General features: G+C 64.9%; 14 protein-coding genes. 4 read left to right on the top strand and 10 right to left on the bottom strand.

Annotated features, from left to right (window positions below):
- Positions 1-10 precede the first annotated feature (10 nt).
- Entirely contained in the window at positions 11-856 is an 846-nt protein-coding gene (locus A6V37_RS32775) for an NRDE family protein (RefSeq protein ID WP_064286755.1), read from the top strand.
- Positions 857-949: 93 nt separating this feature from the next.
- On the opposite strand, the gene A6V37_RS32770 is transcribed toward A6V37_RS32775, so the two are convergent.
- The gene (locus tag A6V37_RS32770) at positions 950-3,856 is read right to left on the bottom strand and encodes a CHAT domain-containing protein (RefSeq protein WP_064286754.1); all 2,907 of its coding nucleotides are present in this window, start codon (positions 3,854-3,856) and stop codon (positions 950-952) included.
- A gap of 476 nt (positions 3,857-4,332) precedes the next feature.
- On the opposite strand from A6V37_RS32770, the gene A6V37_RS32760 reads away from it, so the two are divergent.
- A complete protein-coding gene (locus A6V37_RS32760; RefSeq protein WP_131799909.1) occupies positions 4,333-4,854 on the top strand; it encodes a hypothetical protein in 522 nt (173 codons plus the stop codon).
- A 24-nt stretch (positions 4,855-4,878) separates the two neighbouring features.
- Here A6V37_RS32760 and A6V37_RS32755 read toward each other — a convergent pair whose 3' ends face one another.
- The 6 genes from A6V37_RS32755 to A6V37_RS32730 all read right to left on the bottom strand — a co-directional run bounded on the left by A6V37_RS32755 (position 4,879) and on the right by A6V37_RS32730 (position 11,451).
- Entirely contained in the window at positions 4,879-5,838 is a 960-nt protein-coding gene (locus A6V37_RS32755) for an alpha/beta hydrolase (RefSeq protein WP_064270204.1), read from the bottom strand.
- Positions 5,839-5,911: 73 nt separating this feature from the next.
- Positions 5,912-6,805, bottom strand: a complete 894-nt coding sequence (locus tag A6V37_RS32750; RefSeq protein WP_064270203.1) for an SDR family oxidoreductase — start codon at positions 6,803-6,805, stop codon at positions 5,912-5,914.
- A gap of 79 nt (positions 6,806-6,884) precedes the next feature.
- Positions 6,885-7,883: an NADP-dependent oxidoreductase gene (locus A6V37_RS32745; RefSeq protein ID WP_064286753.1), complete on the bottom strand. Its 999-nt coding sequence runs from the start codon at positions 7,881-7,883 to the stop codon at positions 6,885-6,887.
- 130 nt (positions 7,884-8,013) lie between these two features.
- Complete coding sequence (locus A6V37_RS32740; RefSeq protein WP_064270201.1) at positions 8,014-8,499, bottom strand: PaaI family thioesterase; 486 nt, start codon at positions 8,497-8,499, stop codon at positions 8,014-8,016.
- A gap of 131 nt (positions 8,500-8,630) precedes the next feature.
- Entirely contained in the window at positions 8,631-9,806 is a 1,176-nt protein-coding gene (locus A6V37_RS32735) for an acyltransferase family protein (RefSeq protein ID WP_064270200.1), read from the bottom strand.
- A 148-nt stretch (positions 9,807-9,954) separates the two neighbouring features.
- Positions 9,955-11,451 (bottom strand): aminotransferase-like domain-containing protein, encoded by a 1,497-nt coding sequence (locus A6V37_RS32730; protein WP_064270212.1) that lies wholly within the window; start codon positions 11,449-11,451, stop codon positions 9,955-9,957.
- Between the two features lie 178 nt (positions 11,452-11,629).
- Here A6V37_RS32730 and A6V37_RS32725 point away from each other — a divergent pair, with 178 nt between their 5' ends.
- Both A6V37_RS32725 and A6V37_RS32720 read left to right on the top strand, forming a co-directional pair.
- On the top strand, positions 11,630-12,025 hold the full coding sequence (locus A6V37_RS32725; protein ID WP_064270199.1) for a hypothetical protein: 396 nt from the start codon (positions 11,630-11,632) through the stop codon (positions 12,023-12,025).
- A gap of 68 nt (positions 12,026-12,093) precedes the next feature.
- A complete protein-coding gene (locus A6V37_RS32720; protein WP_064270198.1) occupies positions 12,094-12,594 on the top strand; it encodes an LEA/WHy family protein in 501 nt (166 codons plus the stop codon).
- A gap of 38 nt (positions 12,595-12,632) precedes the next feature.
- Here A6V37_RS32720 and A6V37_RS32715 read toward each other — a convergent pair whose 3' ends face one another.
- From A6V37_RS32715 to A6V37_RS32705, 3 genes are all read right to left on the bottom strand, one after another.
- Entirely contained in the window at positions 12,633-13,811 is a 1,179-nt protein-coding gene (locus tag A6V37_RS32715; protein ID WP_064270197.1) for an acetyl-CoA C-acyltransferase, read from the bottom strand.
- A 138-nt stretch (positions 13,812-13,949) separates the two neighbouring features.
- Positions 13,950-16,034, bottom strand: coding sequence for a 3-hydroxyacyl-CoA dehydrogenase NAD-binding domain-containing protein (locus tag A6V37_RS32710; RefSeq protein WP_064286752.1), 2,085 nt, complete (start codon positions 16,032-16,034; stop codon positions 13,950-13,952).
- 152 nt (positions 16,035-16,186) lie between these two features.
- On the bottom strand, positions 16,187-17,884 hold the full coding sequence (locus A6V37_RS32705; RefSeq protein ID WP_064286751.1) for a 3-(methylthio)propionyl-CoA ligase: 1,698 nt from the start codon (positions 17,882-17,884) through the stop codon (positions 16,187-16,189).
- Positions 17,885-17,921 lie beyond the last annotated feature (37 nt).

Here is a 17,921-nt window from a genome sequence, read left to right as displayed (position 1 = left end):
ATGCCCCCCGATGTGCCTGATCGTCTTCGACTGGCGACCCGACGCGGTCGACGGCCCGCTCTTCACGCTCACCGCGAATCGCGACGAATTCTTTCGCAGGACGGCTGAGCCGGTCAGCTGGTGGCATGACGCGCCTGCGGTGCTGGCGGGCCGCGATCTGCAGGGCGGCGGCACGTGGCTCGGCGTGTCGCGCGACGGCCGGTTCGCCGCGCTGACCAACTACCGCGCGCCGCACGAAATGCGCGCGGACGCGCCGACGCGCGGCACGCTCGTCAGCGACTGGCTGAGCGGATCCGCGCGCGACGCAAACGGCAACCCGCACGGCACGCCGCTCGCGTATCTGCAGCACGTCGCGCAAACCGGCGACATCTACAACGGTTTCAATCTGCTGGTGGGCGACTGGACGCGCCGCGAACTCGCCTGGTACTGCAACCGCTCGGAGCGCGCGCCGGAGCTGCTCGCGCCCGGCACGCACGGCATCTCGAACGCGGTGCTCGATACCGCGTGGCCGAAGCTGGTCAAAAAACGCGCCGAACTGGGCACCCTGCTCGCGCGCACGGCGACGCCGCCGCTCGAACACCTGATCGATCTGATGCGCGATCCGCGTCTAGCGCGCGACGACGAGCTGCCGGCCACCGGCATTCCGCTCGAACGCGAACGGGCGTTGTCGGCGGCATTCATCGAAACGCCGGAATACGGTACGCGCGGCACGACCGCGCTGCGGGTGGCCGCGCACGGCGATGTCATCAGCGTGGCGATCGCGGAGCGCAGCGATGACAATGGCTCGCACCGGATCGCGCGGCCCGGAGACTTCGAGCGCAGCTTCGCGTTCAATATCGAACCGGCGATGGCGTGACGAAGGCCGGGGTTTGGTTAGCCATACTGACCGCCTCAGTCACTCACCGGCCGCGCCCGTGTCAATCCTTTGGGATATTCGCCCGGTGTGAGATCAGCGGGCCGCGTCACCGGTGAGAACATATGCGCCCCAAAAATACGGGTGGCGATAGAGCTCCCCGTCCTTGCCGCTGGCCATGTCGCGCTCTGTGCGCGCGAGCGCCTCGGCCTTTGACAGCGATGGATTGTCAGCGTAGATCCGGAATACGCCGGTCGTGATCTCAGTTGCCGAGCGCGATTCAACTGCCCACTGGGTGACGAGCATCGAACGCGCGCCCGCCGCGAAAAACGCACGGGACAGTTCTGAGATCGCATCTCCCGCAGTGCCGGTGACGAGTCCCGTATTGCAGGCGGACAGAACAACCCAGTCGGCGTTCAGCCGCAACGTCACGATGTCGTCGGCGGTAAGAATGGAATCGGGCAGTCCGCTTCCCTCGTAGGCCAGCGCTAGACCAGCCTTGCGCCATCCTGGTACTTCGCCCGCCACGATGCCGTGTGTAGCAAACAGCACGACGCGATCGTTCGACAGGTCTCTCTTCATGACTTCGCTGCGCGAAGCCCGCATCCCCCGAATCACGCTTTGGTCAGAGGCGCCAAGCGCCCCGGCAATCGAGCGCGCTTCCGCCGTCGTCTCAGGTAGCGGCGCCACGCGATGATAGTCGAACGCAGGTGCGCCAGTGTCGACGGGAAAGGCGCGCGCGGCAACGTTGCCGGCTGGAACACTGACGGCCCCCGTCTCGCGGCCGTCAAAACCAGGATCGGCGAAAGCGATCAGCGGCTCGCTCGCGCGCGTCGCCGGATGACTACGTGCGAGCGCGAGTGCAGAGGCGCTCGGTATGCGCACAGGCGTTGCCGTGCCGATCCACCAACGGGCGTCCGCGAGGCTCGACGCTGAACTCGTAGCCAGCACGTCGAAGGGGATGCTCGCGAGAACCCCGCTCGTCCCGATGTACACCGTCGACGCCCCACGAATGTCGTCCTGCACCGGTGCGATCAGCGCCTGGTACAGGCTTGCCGCTGCGCCCAGATTGAACCCCGCCAGGTCTCCCGGGTGCTGCGGCGGCACCCCTGCATCGAAGCCGGCTCGCAATGCCACCACCTGCTTTGTGGGCGCGGCGCGAGTCGCCGCCAGGCGAACTGCGCGAAAGGCTCCACCCGGACGCACCACGAACGCGTAGCTGGCGTCGCGCCCAGCGTAGAAATCCACGTAGACCTCGCCCTCGTGCAGCACCTTGCCGAGGGCGTCGGGTGTCGGGATGTCCGGCGACACGAGTTGGCGATAGAGGGGAAATTGCGAGTCGATCTGCTGGCGCAGGCTGGCCAGCTTCCCGTTGACGGCCTTGATGGCCTTCTCTTCCTGCTCGACATCCTTACTGGCGAGATTCTGCTGCAGCTGGTTTTTGTCGTCCTTTTGCGACTGCTCGAGCCGGTTCGTCGCGCGTGCGAGTGCTACGTGCGCGGTGTTGCGCTCGTAGCGCAGCGACTGCTCCTGTTCGATCAGCGCGCGCAACCCTGGCGTCGTGGCCGCGAGGCGCGCGGCGCCATCGACCATCGCGCCTTGGGTTGCGTTCATATGGAACAGCTCGGCGATCTGAAACGCGAGGACTTGCCCTTCGCCACCCTCGTTCATCGCTCGGCTCATCGAAAGGGCCAGCGCGCCGTCTTCGTCGTAGGCACCCCGTGTACCCGAGTCGCCCCAATCGTCCTGCGAGCTAACGAGCGGCTTGACATAGCTGGCGATCTCCGACTCGCTAACCTGCGTGGCAGGATCTTCCAGCCGGTACAGCATCTGCATTGCGGCCTTGTACTTGTAAAACGGGCTATCTGGCCCGTAGTTGCGCAGGTCCCCCGCCATCGCGGCCGCGATCCGCGTTTGGGCATCCTTCCAGCGTCCGCGCGCGGCAAGAATCAGCGAATCACGTTCGCTGGCAGGCAAGGTATGTGCCACGACGGGGTTAATACTGGCCGCATATTCGAAGCCATCGGCGTCCGCCTGGTAGTCGCCGATGCGCCCTAGCGCGAGCGCAATCATCAAACGCTGGCGCAGCGCCTCGGCGAATATGCCCGAGTACGGTGCGACGTTCGCGCGCCGGAGGCCGTCAATGGTGGCGTTGATTGCCGCGAGCGCGCCGTCGTAGTCGTCGTTCGACGACAACGCGATCGCCCGCCCAAGATCAACTTCCGCACGCTGGGTGGGACTCAGCTTCATGTCGGACCGATTGTCGACGTCCCAACGTATCTCGTTCGCGTAGCTCAACGCCTCGGTCCGGTGATTGGTCTGCACCATCTCGCGGATCAATTCGGGGGAGTTGTCGAGCAACTCGTTGACCGCGGCCTGATGCCGCCTGACGCTAAGCGCCGGGTCATTGAGGTTGCGCCAGGCAAGCGCCTCGCTCTCCCGGCGCTTGAGCAGCGCGAGATCATGCCGGCTCCGATGCCGGCGGTCGAGTTCCGCTTCGGCCCCGAAGTATGCATAGGATGGCTCGCGCGGCAACGTCTCGAGTTCCGCCGGCGTCGCGTCGCGCGCGAGCGCCTTCGCGCGTTCAAGCAGGCGCTCGCTGTGCGCGTAGTCGTTGGAGACGGCGTAGCCTCCGGCTAGATACGAGGCCGTGAGTGAGCGCCGGCCTGCCGGAATGCGCGAGTCATTGACGATCTCCTCGCGCACCCGCATCGAATCGGCCACCATCCCCACACGGAAATAATCAGACGACAGACCATCGAGCAACGCAAAACGCGCATCGCCATCGGTCGTGTCGTTCAGTTGATTGCGCACCACCTGTTCGTGGTCCAGCACCGCCTGTTGTTCGGGAGACCGGCCAGCCGCTGGCGTGGCCGCCGACGAAACCGGGGAATCACCGGGTTGGGCCGTCGGCGACGCCCCGCCCGATGCACACGGCAGCCCCGCCAGCATCAGGGGGATCAGCGAACTCAAAACGGCCAGCCAACGGCAGCGCATATCCATGCCCCTGTTTTCATAGGACTGGTTCGGCTTCGTGATGTAAGCGATCGTCGGCCGCTTTACTCAAGCTTTTATTGAAGCAGCAAGATAGTACGGATTCAAGCCACAAAGGCCGCAAGGCAATTGGGATTGCCGGGTCGCCGCCGCTGTCGCCTGTCGAGACCTTACTTGGATTGGTCAACGGCTCCGGATCGCGGCCAGGGCTGCGTAGGATCGACGCTGGGACGTGGGCTATCCGGAACGAGGCTGCGTGTACCGGCCGGTGCATCCCCCTTGTCCGGGTTCGAGGCGGCGCTCGACGGGATCGGTGCGCTCGCCTTCGGCGTCGCCGTCGCGCGGCCTGATGCAGGTGTGGCCGTTTCGGGCGTTGCAGCCGCGGTTAGAGACGACGAGCAAGACAGCGCAGTCAGCAATACGAGCATGCCTGTGCTGTGTTTCTTGACTATCATTGTTTTGCTCCGCACGTGTACGGGGGGACTATGAAACGCGAGAACCATCCAGTCTGGGCGGTGTATGACAAGCTTCGCACTGCTCGGCTTAATGTTCGATACTACAGCGAACGACTGCGCCGTCTCGAACATTTGGATATGGCTATGGACCTGGCGCTCGTCATCGCGGCCCCCACATCGGCGGTCGCCGGCCTGTGGTTCTTCAAAACGGACATCGGCAAACACGTCTGGCAAGGTCTCGGGACGTTTGCCGCCTTCGTTGCAGCGATCCGGCCGGCGACCCAGTTCAGAAAAACGCTTAAAGCATACGAAACGACGATCGCTGCTTATCAGGCACTCGAGTACGACCTTGAAGCGATACGCCACAAAGTCGAACAGCGCGGGGCTTACGACGAGGAGTTGAAGGCGGATTTTTTGCGCGCCCTTGAACGACAGCGCCACATCGACATATCCAGTCCCGACAAGATCGCCAATTCGCGGCTGCTGAAAACGTGTACGACCGCAGTTCTGTCAGAAATGCCGTCCAATGCGTTTTTTGTTCCGGAAACCTAGTGGCGTCGGGGCGAAACGACACACCTAGTCCGTGCCGAACGCCGCGCGCAGCGCCGCGGCGGCATCCGCATGCGCCTCGGCAACCTCGGGTACGAAGCCGCCCAGCTTGAAAAACTCATGGATCATGCCAGGGTAGCGCCTGAGCGTCACGGCGTTGCCCTGCGCGCGCAATTTCTCCGCGTAGGCTTCGCCTTCATCGCTCAACGGATCGTATTCCGCAGTCGCGATCCATGCCCGCGCCACGCCGCGGAAACCGGGCTCGCCGCGGCGTCCGTCGAGCGGCGCGAAACGCCAGTCGTCGCGATCGCTTGCATCGCGCACGTAGTGCTCGAAAAACCATTGAATCGTATCGCCCGCGAGCAGAAAGCCGTCGGCGAGACGCGTGTGCGAATCGGTCTGCTGGTAGCCGGTCGTGCCAGGATAAATCAGCAATTGCAACGCCAGCGCAATGCCGGCATCCCGCGCGAGCACCGCGCAGACCGTGGCCAGCGTGCCGCCCGCGCTATCGCCGCCTACCGCGAGCCGTGCCGGGTCCACGCCGTATTCCGCGGCGTGCTGGTGCAGCCAGCTCAAGGCGTCGAATGCATCTTCGACGGCGGTGGGGAATTTGTACTCCGGCGCGAGCCGGTAATCGACCGACAGCACCATGCAGCGGCCGTCGCGCGCGAACATCCGGCACAGCGCATCGTGCGTGTCGACGCTGCCCACCGTGAATCCGCCGCCGTGGTAATACACCAGCGCCGGTGCGGGTTCCGCCCAGCTCGGCTCGACCGGCTGATAAAGACGCGCGCGTAGCGTCGCGCCATCGCGGATCGGAATGCGCAGATCGTCGGCGGCGAACATCGGCGCGCTTGCGATCTCCAGAATCGGCGCGCTTTTTTCGTAGGAGACGCGCGCGTCTTGCGCGGTCAATTCATGAAGCTGCGGGCGCTTCGCCCGCGCGATCATGTCGAGCATCTGCTCGATCTTCGGATTCAGCGGCATGGTGCGTCGGCTGGCGCCTGGGCGCCAAAGGTTGGACAGCGCGCGAGCGGATCCGCGCGTGCTTAACTTGCGTTCAGTTCGCGTTCTTCACTTCCGGCTTCAGCGACATGGGATCGACGGGATTGCGCAACTGCTCGATGTCTTCGTGACGCAGCTTGACGCTCTCCATGATGCCCGGATGCGTGACGATGTAAAACCGCCGCGCGGCGATCGCTTCGAAGGTGATCTCGGCGACATCGTCGGCGCTCAGCTTGCCTGCTTGCACCGCGCGCTGCAGTTGCTTGCCCGCCGCAATCTGCGAGCGCGTCGGCGCGCGGTCGTTGCGCAGCTCCGCGGGACGCGAGCGTTCCGCATCGGCGATGCCGGTCGGCACGAAGGCCGGGCACAGCAGCGAGCAGCCGACGAGGCCGCCCTGCGTGCCCGACTGAGCAGCCTGCGCCAGTTGCAGGTCGTGATAAAGCGTCTCGGTGAGCGACACCACGGCGTGCTTCGACGCGTTGTACACGCCCATCGCGGGCGGCGACAGCAAGCCCGCGACCGACGCCGTGTTGACGATATGCGCCGGTTCGTTCTGCGCCAGCATGATCGGCGTGAACGCGCGCACGCCGTGCGCGACGCCCATCACGTTCACGCCGAACACCCACGACCAGTCGTTCGCCGAGCTTTCCCACAGGAAGCCGCTCGAACCCACGCCCGCGTTGTTGAACAGCAGATGCACGCGGCCATACGCATCGAGCGCCGCCTGGGCGAGCGCGTCGACCTGGGCCGCGCTGGACACGTCGGTCGGCACGCCGATCGCCTCGGCACCGGCGGCGCGCAACGCATCGACGGTTTGCGCGAGCACCTCGGGATTGACGTCGGCCAGCACGAGCTTCATGCCGAGCGACGCACCCTTCTGCGCGAACGCGCGGCCGAAGCCACTTGCCGCGCCGGTGATCACCGCTACCTTGCCTGCGAATTCGAACATCGTGCGACTCCTGAAGGGACCGCTTATTTGCGTTTTATTTGCGCTTTATTTACCCGCGCGTTTCTTGAAGACTGCCCGCTCAGATCAGCTTGACGAGCTGCTTGCCGAAGTTCTTGCCCTTGAGCAGTCCGATGAATGCCTCGGGCGCCGCGTCGAGCCCCTGCGCGATGGTCTCGCGATATTGCAGCTTCTTCTGCGCGACCAGCGTGCCGAGCTGCTTGAGCGCTTCGGGCCACACTTCCATATGTTCGCTGACGATAAAGCCCTGCACGAGCAGGCGCTGCGTCAGCATCAGCGATGGATGTTTGAGCGGCATCGGCTGGCCGTCGTAGCCCGCGATAAACCCGCACAGCGCGATCCGGCCGAACGCGTTCATGCGCGCGAGCGTGACGTCGAGCACTTCGCCGCCGACGTTTTCGAAGTAGCCGTCCACGCCGTTCGGCGTCACGGCCTTGAGGTCCTGGTAGAGATTGCCGGCCTTGTAGTCGACACAGGCATCGAAGCCGAGTGTCTCGGTCACGTAGCGGCACTTGTCGGCGCCGCCCGCAATCCCGACCGCGCGCGCACCGGCCAGCTTCGCCAACTGACCGACCACGCTGCCCACCGCTCCGCTCGCCGCGCTCACCACCACCGTCTCACCCGCCTTCGGTGCGATGATGCGGTTCAGCCCGTACCACGCCGTAACGCCCGGCATGCCGACCGGACCGAGATAGGCCGACAGCGGCACATGCGTATCGTCGACTTTCTGCACGCCCGCGCCGTTCGAGGTGCCGTATTCCTGCCAGCCGAACATCGCGACGACCTTGTCGCCAACCGCGAACTTCGGATTCTTTGACTCCACCACTTCGCCGACCGTGCCGCCGATCATCACTTCGTCGAGAGGCTGCGGCGCGGCGTACGACTTGCTGTCGTTCATGCGGCCGCGCATGTACGGATCGAGCGACAGGAAGTGATTACGCACGCGCAGTTCGCCGTCCGCGAGCGGGGCCAGCGGTGTTTCGACGAGCCGGAAATTATCTGGTGTCACCGCGCCTTGCGGACGCGAAGCCAGCACGAGTTGACGGTTGATCTGGGGCATGACGGTCGTCTCCATGAGTGGCCGATTGAATCGGCGAATAATTTGACTGATGCGCCTGATGCGACTGGCGTGCGCTTAAGCAGAAAGCGCCGCGCGCGGCTCTCCTCCGCGCGCACCGCTGATGTGACGGTCAGCCGTCGCTAGGACCCGGCTTCGCCGACGGATCGCTGCGCAAGCGCTGCTGCGTCACCTCGCGGCCCACGGCAAGGCGCCGCATGTATTTGAACGTGCCGAGCGCCTTGGCGACGAAGTGGCCTTCGCTGTCGCGGATCTCGCCTTCGCAATAGGCCATGGTGGTCGAGCGGTGCAGCACGCGGCCGGTCGCGCGCAATTCGCCGCGGCCCGGCTGCATGAAATTGACCTTCATTTCCACGGTCACCACGCCCACGCCGTCACCGGCCAGACTGCGCGCGGCCATCGCGAGCGCGACGTCGGCGAGCGTCATGGTGACGCCGCCGTGAGCGACGGCCCATGTGTTCATATGATCCGGCTGCAAGGGCAGCGAGACTTCGCTGACGCCGTCTGCGGCGGACAGCAATTGCGCGCCGAGCCGGTCGACAAACGGGCTCTCGGGCAAGGACGCATTGCCCGCTTTGGATGAAGGTGAATCGGTCATGGCTGGTTTCAGATTGGGTGGTCGATACATGCGCGCACTGTACGTGCCGCACACCGTGCCGGTGCCGTGCAAGTGCGCCCGCGCCGCTTACTCGCCGCTTACTTGCCAAATACTCGCCGCTTACCTGCCGATCACTGCCTGACGACGCCCGCTTGCATTATGCTCACCCGGCGGCCAATCAGCGTGAACGGTTTTTCGACCCAGTTGAACGCCAACAACGCGAGCGGCACCGCCAACGCGATGGAAATCAGGCAGCCGGCGACCATCACCGCGAGCGGCCAGCGAATCACGATCTCGCTGGGGAGAAGATGCAGCAGCACGGTGCCGGTCGCGTAGAGCGCGATAAAGTGCAGCAGGTAGAAGCTATAGGAAATCCGCCCGAGAAAACGGGCCCAGCCCGTGCCGAGGATAGCCAGCGCCTTGGCCTGACTGCCGCGGCTAAGCGCGCAGATGATCCCCGCGCTGCCGGCCACCACCATGACGTCGGCGTACAACGGATGAATGAGCGGATAACACGCGCTGGCTAGAACAACCAGCATTACGCAGCCCACCACAAAGACGTTGCTTTCGAGCAGGCCTTGACGCACGGCGCCGCCGTGCCTCGCGACCAGCGCGCCGACCACGAACATATATACGTAATGGGCCAGATCGGACGGCGCGTCCCGATAGAACCAGGCGAGCGCCGCGGTTCCCACCAGCACCAGCGTGCTGCGTGCCGCGCTGCCTTGCATGCCCTTGGCACCGATGCACCATACGATCAACGGCAGCAGGAGCGACGCGAGGATTTCCACCTTGAGCGTCCAGGCGTTCGGATTCAGCCACGGCGACACGAAGGTCGCGTTCTCCAGGACCGCCTTGACCGACAGCGGATCCGCGTACCAGTGGTTGAACCACTCGGACGCGCCGGGCATCACCGCGTGGCCTGGATAGAGCACGGTGAGATACAACAACACCACCAGCAGCGAAAACCAGAATGCCGGAATGATACGAAACAGCCGCCTGACGACGAACTGCACGTAGCTAGCCGGGTTCAGCACCGCACCGGCAAGCGACCTGGCGAGCACGAATCCGCTCAGCACGAAGAAGATATCGACCGCGGCTGCGCCGCTGAAAAACGTAATGAGCGCACGGGCCAGATTGGCCTGAACGCCGTGCACTTCCCACACCCGCTTTGACCAGATTGCCGTCTCTGATCCGATCACCAGCCAGATCATCGAGTGGCCAACCGCCACCCACAGCGCCGCGACGCCGCGCAGCGACTCGAGTCGCTCGATAAATCCGTTTGAACTGCCTTCTTTTACTGACATCTATTAGCTCCGCCAAGAGGCGAAATGGTATCAGAACGGGCCTACAACAAGGCTTCAAGGCCTGGGCGCCGGTATGGCGACAAGCGGCATTCCCGTCTGCACCGCGCCGAACCCTGGCCCGGCCAGACCCATGCCGCTCTCACTCTGTTTACATAGCGATCCGCCCAGCCAGCCGCCCTAACTTGCGCACCGCTTCATCGGCCAGATCCATATCCGTACTCGGACAACTCAGCCGGATGAAGTGATCGAAACGTCCGCTATTCGAAAACACCGTCCCCGGCATGATGCGAATGCCTTCCTTCAGCGCGGCCTCGAAGAGCGCCGCCGACGACGTCCCACGCGGCAACCCGATCCAGAAAAACATCCCGCCGCCCGGCGGCGTGAAGCGCGTGCCGTCAGGAAACGAGGTGGCAATCGCTGCCGCCATCCGTTCGCGTTGAATCCGCAGCCGGTCGCGCAAACGCCGCAAGTGTCGCTCATAGGCGTTGGTGGCGAGGAACTCGCCCAGCACGACCTGCGACAGTTGCTCGTTATGCCGCGACTGCGCGAACTTCAGCATGCCGATGCGCGGATGCCAGCGGCCGCCGTTGATCCAGCCCACCCGCATGCCCGGCGCCAGCGTCTTGTTGAACGACGTGCAATGGATCACCGTGCCGTCGGTGTCCCAGGCCTTCAGCGATTTGGGCGGCTGTGCGGCGTCGGCGAGTTCGCGGTACGGATCGTCCTCGATCAGCGCTACGCCGGCTTGCGCGCACAGCTCGACAAGCCGCGCCTTGTGGGCGTCGGGCATCACAGTGCCCAGCGGGTTCTGCAGATTCGGCACCGCCACCACGGCCTTGATGTCGGGATGCGTTTGCAGCGCGAACGCCAGCGCGTCGATGGCGAGGCCGGTACTCGGACTGGCGGGAATCTCGAGCGCGCGCAGACCGAGGCTTTCGAGCGCCTGCAGCAGGCCGAAAAAGCACGGTGACTCGACCGCGACGGTGTCGCCGGGCTGCGTCACCGCGCGCAGCGCCAGATTCACGGCTTCGATACCGCCGTGGGTCATGATGAGGTCGTCGGCGCCGATATGAATGCCGGCGTCGAGCGCACGGCGCGCAATGACTGCGCGCAACTCCGGATCGCCCTGGTCGTGACCGGCGGCGGTCAGCAACGTGGGACGCCTGCGCAACGCGCGCAGCGCGGCTTTCTGCAACGCCTCCGTGGGATAGAGATCAGGCGAGGCGGTCGCGCCGCCCAGATTCAACGCATCGGGATAGCGCTGGAAGGTCGACACGATCGACGAAATCACCGAGTGAATGCCGACGAACTGCGCAGCGCCCGGCGGCACCGCCAGATCGGGCTCGGCCGCGGCGGGCAAGCCGGCCGCCGGCGGCACCCGCACGAAGTAGCCGGCGCGTGGGCGGGCGTCGATCAGCGCGTCGCGCTCGAGCACGCGATAGCTCTCCGTCGCCGTTGCCAGACTCACGCCGTGCCGCTGCATGAAAGCGCGCATGGACGGCATGCGGTCGCCGGGGCGCAGCACGCCGCTGCCAATCGCGCGGCGGTAGTGATCGGCCAGTTGCCGGTACAGCGGCTGGCTGTCCGGCAGCCGCTCCGCGGGCGGCGCCTCGCCGTTCGGATGGAGTTGGGTGATAGGAGTCATGGTCCGATGGTGCGGACAGTTCGCCTCGCGCGACAGATACACATCGGCGAGATTCCAACCGATACAGCGCACGAAAATGCCTCACTGCACCGGTTCAGATTGTCGAGCACTGCGGCTGTTTTCACGTGAGCGGACTCAATAAGCTGGACGACATGTAAACGGTTGAAAGGAATCGGTCATGTCTGCGTTTCAGTCTGAGTGTCAAACCCGCGCCGGTGAATCCCGTCATGCCGCCGCGCGCCTGCCCGCCGGTCAGGTGACCATGCGGGACTTGCGCGCCCACACCGCGATCGTGGCCGTCGAAGGCGATCTGCAACTCGACTTTCGCGATCACTCGCTTGCCTGGCTGGGCGAGGCCGTACCCGCGACGTCGGTCACGCTGCTCGAAGGCGAGCGTTTCGTGATGCCGCAACGCGGCATTGTGACGATCACCGCCACGCACGCGTGCGCTGCCGCGTTCGTCGTGCAACCATGCCGCGTTGGACCGGTCGGTCACCATCTGCTCCATCAAGCCGCGCACTATCTGCACCACCTGGCCGGCCTCGTCAAAACGCGGTTGCGAGGCCCTGTTTAAAACCGCTCTCTTCCCACTACGCTCGCCGGTACAATGCGTGAACCAACCCTTTTTTCGAGGTGCCGGTCATGTCCTTGTTCCGCGCGCTGCTCTCCCGCCGTTCCGCAGGCCTCGCCGTCATCGTTGCCATTGTCGCGCTGACGCTCAACGGTTGCGCGCTGTTTGGCAGCGATCCGTTGCGCGTGAACGTGGCGGGCATCGAGCCGATCGACAGCCAGGGCCTCGAAATGCGCTTCAACGTCAAACTGCGCGTGCAGAATCCCAATGATTCCGCGGTCAGCTTCAACGGCGTCTCGCTCGATCTCGAACTGAACGGCAAGCCGTTCGCGAGCGGGGTGAGCGACCAGAGCGGCAACGTGCCGCGCTTCGGCGAAACCGTGGTGAACGTGCCGCTGACGGTGCCCGCCTTCGCCGCGGTTCGCCAGGCCTTCGCTTTCGCGGGTGCCGCGCAGTCAGGACAGATTCCGTACATTCTGCGCGGCAAGCTCGCGGGCGGCCTGACCGGCACGACGCGCTTCGTCGATCAGGGCACCTTGAGCCTGCCGTCGCCCGGCCTGGTGTCGCAGTAATACCCGGCAGTAATACCAGGCAGTAGCGCCCGCGGCGCTCAGACCACTTCGAACAGACCCGCCGCGCCCTGGCCGCCGCCGATACACATCGTCACGACAACCAGCTTCGCGCCGCGCCGCTTGCCTTCGATCAGCGCATGGCCGGTCAGGCGCGCGCCCGATACGCCATACGGATGGCCGACCGCGATCGCGCCGCCGTTCACGTTCAGGCGGTCATGCGGAATGCCGAGCGTGTCGGCGCAATACAGCACCTGCACGGCGAACGCTTCGTTCAGTTCCCACAGGTCGATATCCTCGACCTTCAACCCGGCCTGCTTGAGCAGCTTCGGCACCGCGAACACCGGGCCGATGCCCATCTCGTCCGGCTCGCAACCGGCCACCGCGAACCCGCGGAAAATGCCGAGCGGTTGCAGGCCTTCGCGCTCCGCCACCTTGGCGTTCATCACCACGCAGGCCGACGCGCCGTCCGAAAACTGGCTCGCATTGCCGGCGGTGATCACGCCGCCCGGCATCGCGGTGCGGATCTTCGACACGCCTTCGAGCGTCGTATCGGCGCGAATGCCTTCGTCGCTACTGACGGTCACTTCTTTCGTGAACAAGCGGCCGGTCGCTTTGTCGGCGACGCCGGCGAGCACCGTCAACGGCACGATCTCGTTCTTGAACCGGCCGGCTTCGAGCGCGGCCGCGGCGCGCTGCTGCGAGCGCACGCCGTATTCGTCCTGGCGCTCCTTCGAGATCGAATAGCGCTTTGCCACGTTCTCCGCGGTCTGCAGCATCGACCAGTAAATTTCCGGCTTGTGCTGCATGAGCCAGCCTTCGGTCATCATGTGGCGGTTCATCTCGTTCTGCACGCACGAGATCGACTCCACCCCACCCGCTACGAACACGTCGCCTTCACCGGCGATCACGCGTTGCGCGGCCAGCGCAATAGTTTGCAATCCCGACGAACAGAAGCGGTTCACCGTCATGCCCGGCACGCTGACCGGCAGCCCGGCGCGCAACGCGATCTGGCGCGCGATGTTCGCGCCCGTTGCCCCTTCCGGATTGGCGCAGCCCATGATCACGTCTTCGACGCGCGCCGGGTCGAGCTTCGCGCGCTCGACGGCGGCCTGCGTCACGTGGCCGCCGAGCGTCGCGCCGTGCGTCATGTTGAAACCGCCGCGCCATGATTTGGCGAGGCCCGTACGGGCGGTCGATACGATTACGGCGTCAGTCATGTAAGTCTCCAGTCGACGGGAGTTGGCGCTTTTAAGCTCGCTCCCGTCCCACGCAAATTGGTTGCTGCTTGCAGATGTCGATAGCGGCGCGCCGGCGAAACGCCTGGCCGCGCCACCCTGGTCATGTCACTCAGGCGCTCAGCCGTTAAACCCCTGGCCCTTGGCCGCGAGCTCGGCAATACTGGTCGCCAGTTGCCATGCGTCGCCGTTGGTGCGCGCCGCGTAGCGGCGGATCGCACGCTCCACGTTGTAGAGCCCGACCGTGTCCGCGTACAGCATCGGACCGCCGCGATGGAGCGGGAACCCGTAGCCGGTCAGATAGACCATGTCGATGTCCGACGCTTTCGACGCAATGCCTTCCTCGAGAATCTTCGCGCCTTCGTTCACCAGCGCGAACACGAGACGCTCGACGATTTCCTCGTCGCCGATCTTGCGGCGCTCGACGTTGGCTTCCTTCGAGAACGCGCCGATCATGTCGTCGACCACCTTCGACGGATACGCGGTACGGTCGCCCGCCTTGTAGTCGTACCAGCCGCCGCCGGTCTTCTGACCGAAGCGCCCCGTCTCGCATAGACGGTCGGCGATCTTCGAATAATGCATGTCGGGGTGCTCGAGATAGCGGCGCTTGCGGATCGCCCAGCCGATATCGTTGCCGGCGAGGTCGCTCATGCGGAACGGACCCATGGCGAAACCGAACTTCTCGATCGCGCGATCGACCTGCGCGGGCAGCGCGCCTTCTTCGAGCATGAAGAGGGCCTGGCGGATGTACTGCTCGATCATGCGATTGCCGATGAAGCCGTCGCACACGCCCGACACCACGGCGGTCTTCTTGATCTTCTTGGCGAGCTGCATGACGGTGGCGAGCACGTCTTTCGCCGTCTCCTTGCCGCGCACCACTTCGAGCAGCTTCATCACGTTGGCCGGGCTGAAGAAGTGCATGCCGACCACGTCCTGCGGACGCTTCGTGAAGGCCGCGATCTTGTCGACATCGAGCGTGGAGGTGTTCGACGCGAGAATCGCGCCGGCTTTGGCCACCTCGTCGAGACGCTTGAATACCTGCTCTTTCACGCCGAGTTCTTCGAACACGGCTTCGACGATCAGATCGGCGTTTTTCAGGTCGTCATAGGAGAGCGTGGGCGTGATGAGCGCCATGCGCTGTTCGAGTGCCTCGGGCTTGAGCTTGCCCTTCTTGACGGTTGCTTCGTAGTTCTTGCGGATCGTGGCGAGGCCGCGGTCGAGCGCTTCCTGTTTGGTTTCCAGCAGCGTGACCGGAATGCCCGCGTTGATGAAGTTCATCGCGATGCCGCCGCCCATCGTGCCGGCGCCGATCACGGCCACCTGCCTGATGTCGCGAACAACAGTGTCCGACGGCACGTCGGGAATCTTGCTCGCCGCGCGTTCGCCGAAGAACGCATGACGCAGCGCGCGGCTTTCCGGCGTCTGCACGAGGGCGATAAAGCATTCGCGCTCGAATGCGAGACCCTTGTCGAAACCGTTCTGTACGCCGGCTTCCACGGCATCGATACACTTGCCCGGCGCGGGGAAATTCTTGGCCATCGCGGCAACGGTGTTACGCGCGAACTGGATGAAACCGGCTGCATTCGGATGCTCGATCTTGCGGTCGCGCACCTTCGGATGCGGACCTGCCTGCGCGCCTACCTTGCGGGCAAACGCGAGCGCGGCTTCGGCCAGATCGCCTTGCACGACTTCGTCGAACAGACCCGAGTCGGCGAGTTTCTCGGACATCACCGGCGCGCCCGACACGATCATGTTGAGCGCGGCTTCGAGGCCTATCGCGCGCGGCAGGCGCTGCGTGCCGCCCGCGCCAGGCAGGATGCCGAGCTTCACTTCCGGCAGCGCGATCTGCGCGCCGGGCGCCGCGATGCGGTAGTGCGCGCCGAGCGCCAGTTCCAGGCCGCCGCCCATCGCCACGCTGTGAATGGCCGCGACCACCGGCTTCGCGCTGCCTTCCACGGCCTTGATGACCGTGGCGAGCGTCGGCTCCTGAGTGGCTTTCGGTGTATTGAATTCGGTGATGTCGGCGCCGCCCGAGAAGGCCTTGCCCGCTCCAGTCAGCACGATGGCCTTGATGGCCGGATCGTTCTGCGCGCGCTCGATCCCTTCGACGATTCCGGCTCGCGTCGACAGGCCGAGGCCGTTGACGGGAGGATTGTTCAGCGTGATGACGGCCACGCCGTCATGTGTCGTGTAGTCCACTGCCATCTGCCTGCCTCCATGCGATCCATGCGGTAGGACGGCGCATTGGCGCGCCGCCCGCCCGGTTCACCGGGGGAACCGTGGTCCGGTTCATTGTCCGGCTGTTCCGGGGTCAGCAGGCAGAATACACTAGAAAAGCACGATCGTTCAATTTTTCATTAGACAGGGTTTCCCCTGACATCCGGTGTGACGTCGGGTGTCAACGGGCACTCCCTTTCGTCTTCGAGCGCGGACGGCAGCACGTGATCGCGGAACTGGTCGCGCAGTTTGAGCTTCTGCAGCTTGCCGGTGGCCGCGTGCGGCAGTTCGTCGACAAAGGCGACGTCGTCGGGAATCCACCATTTGGCGACCTTGCCGTCGTAGAAGGCCAGCAGCTCCTCGCGCGTGACCTCGCAGCCCGCCCGCTTGACCACCACCAGCAGCGGCCGCTCGGTCCATTTCGGATGCGCGCAGGCAATGCACGCCGCCTCGGCCACTGCCGGATGCGCGACCGCCACGTTCTCGACGTCGATCGAGCTGATCCATTCGCCGCCGGACTTGATCACGTCTTTCGAGCGATCGGTGATGTGCAGGAAGCTGTCCGGGTCGATCGTGGCGACGTCGCCGGTCGGGAACCAGCCGTCCACCAGCGGCGAATCGTCCTTGCGGAAATAGCGGTCGATCACCCATGGTCCGCGCACGTACAGATCGCCGAACGCCACGCCGTCCCACGGCAGCTCCCGCCCATCGTCGCCGACAATTTTCATGTCGACGCCATAGAGCGCGTGCCCCTGCTTCTCGAGCAGCTTGCGCTGCTCGGCGAGCGGCCGCTGACTCTGCTCCCAGTTCAGCTTCGACAAGGTGCCGAGCGGCGACATCTCCGTCATGCCCCACGCGTGGATCACCTGCACGCCGTAGTCGTCCGCGAAGGTGCGCAGCATGGCCGGCGGACAGGCCGAGCCGCCGATCACCGTGCGATTGAGCGTCGAGAAGCGCACGCCCGCTGCGCGCATATAGGCAAGCAGGCCGAGCCACACCGTCGGCACGCCGGCCGAATACGTGACGCCTTCGCTTTCCATCAGTTCATACAGCGACTTGCCGTCGAGATCCTTGCCGGGCAGCACGAGCTTCGCGCCCGTCAGCGGCGCGGCGTGCGGAATGCCCCACGCATTCACATGAAACATCGGCACGACCGGCAGCACGGCGTCGCGCGCGGACAGGCTCATCGCATCGGGCAAGGAGGCGCCGAACGCATGCAGCACCGTCGAGCGATGCGAATACAGCGCGCCCTTCGGATTGCCGGTGGTGCCGGACGTGTAGCACAGGTACGAGGCCTGGCGCTCGTCGATCGGCGGCCATTCGAAATTACCGTCCTGCGCGGCCAGCAGCGTCTCGTAGCAAAGCACCGGCGTTTGCATGGCCGGCAGATGCGCCGCGTCGGTCAGTGCGATCCAGCCGCGCACTTTCGGGCACTGCGGCGCGATGACGTCGACGAGCGCTGCGAAGGTGATGTCGAACAGCACGTAGGCATCGTCGGCGTGATTGACGATGTAGGTGATCTGATCGGGAAAGAGGCGCGGATTGATGGTGTGGCAGACGGCGCCGAAACCGGTCGTGCCGTAATACGTTTCCAGATGCCGGTAACCGTTCCAGGCGAGCGTCGCGACCCGCTCGCCGGCTTCTACGCCGAGCCCGAGCAGCGCCTGCGCGAGCTGCTTCGCGCGCTTCTCGCAGTCCCGGTAGGTGTAGCGATGCAGATCGCCCTCGATACGCCGCGACACGATTTCAGTGCTGCCGAAATGCCGCGCGGCATGCGCGAGCAGCGAGGATACGGTAAGCGGCACATCCATCATCTGACCGGCCAGCGGCGTCGTCATAAAGCGTGCTCTCCTCGGCTTGAGTGGTTCAATCGGC

Origin of the sequence: Paraburkholderia ginsengiterrae, assembly GCF_001645125.1 — a bacterium.
Classification (GTDB): domain Bacteria; phylum Pseudomonadota; class Gammaproteobacteria; order Burkholderiales; family Burkholderiaceae; genus Paraburkholderia; species Paraburkholderia ginsengiterrae.
The sequence above is the reverse complement of the archived record's forward strand: the minus strand, read 5'-3'. Positions and strand labels throughout refer to the sequence as shown.

Bases quoted from the DNA above. Each gene is read 5' to 3' on its own strand.
- A6V37_RS32775 (WP_064286755.1), top strand. From the start codon at position 11: ATGTGCCTGATCGTCTTCGACTGGCGACCCGACGCGGTCGACGGCCCG.
- A6V37_RS32770 (WP_064286754.1), bottom strand. From the start codon at position 3,856: ATGGATATGCGCTGCCGTTGGCTGGCCGTTTTGAGTTCGCTGATCCCC.
- A6V37_RS32760 (WP_131799909.1), top strand. From the start codon at position 4,333: ATGAAACGCGAGAACCATCCAGTCTGGGCGGTGTATGACAAGCTTCGC.
- A6V37_RS32755 (WP_064270204.1), bottom strand. From the start codon at position 5,838: ATGCCGCTGAATCCGAAGATCGAGCAGATGCTCGACATGATCGCGCGG.
- A6V37_RS32750 (WP_064270203.1), bottom strand. From the start codon at position 6,805: ATGTTCGAATTCGCAGGCAAGGTAGCGGTGATCACCGGCGCGGCAAGT.
- A6V37_RS32745 (WP_064286753.1), bottom strand. From the start codon at position 7,883: ATGCCCCAGATCAACCGTCAACTCGTGCTGGCTTCGCGTCCGCAAGGC.
- A6V37_RS32740 (WP_064270201.1), bottom strand. From the start codon at position 8,499: ATGACCGATTCACCTTCATCCAAAGCGGGCAATGCGTCCTTGCCCGAG.
- A6V37_RS32735 (WP_064270200.1), bottom strand. From the start codon at position 9,806: ATGTCAGTAAAAGAAGGCAGTTCAAACGGATTTATCGAGCGACTCGAG.
- A6V37_RS32730 (WP_064270212.1), bottom strand. From the start codon at position 11,451: ATGACTCCTATCACCCAACTCCATCCGAACGGCGAGGCGCCGCCCGCG.
- A6V37_RS32725 (WP_064270199.1), top strand. From the start codon at position 11,630: ATGTCTGCGTTTCAGTCTGAGTGTCAAACCCGCGCCGGTGAATCCCGT.
- A6V37_RS32720 (WP_064270198.1), top strand. From the start codon at position 12,094: ATGTCCTTGTTCCGCGCGCTGCTCTCCCGCCGTTCCGCAGGCCTCGCC.
- A6V37_RS32715 (WP_064270197.1), bottom strand. From the start codon at position 13,811: ATGACTGACGCCGTAATCGTATCGACCGCCCGTACGGGCCTCGCCAAA.
- A6V37_RS32710 (WP_064286752.1), bottom strand. From the start codon at position 16,034: ATGGCAGTGGACTACACGACACATGACGGCGTGGCCGTCATCACGCTG.
- A6V37_RS32705 (WP_064286751.1), bottom strand. From the start codon at position 17,884: ATGACGACGCCGCTGGCCGGTCAGATGATGGATGTGCCGCTTACCGTA.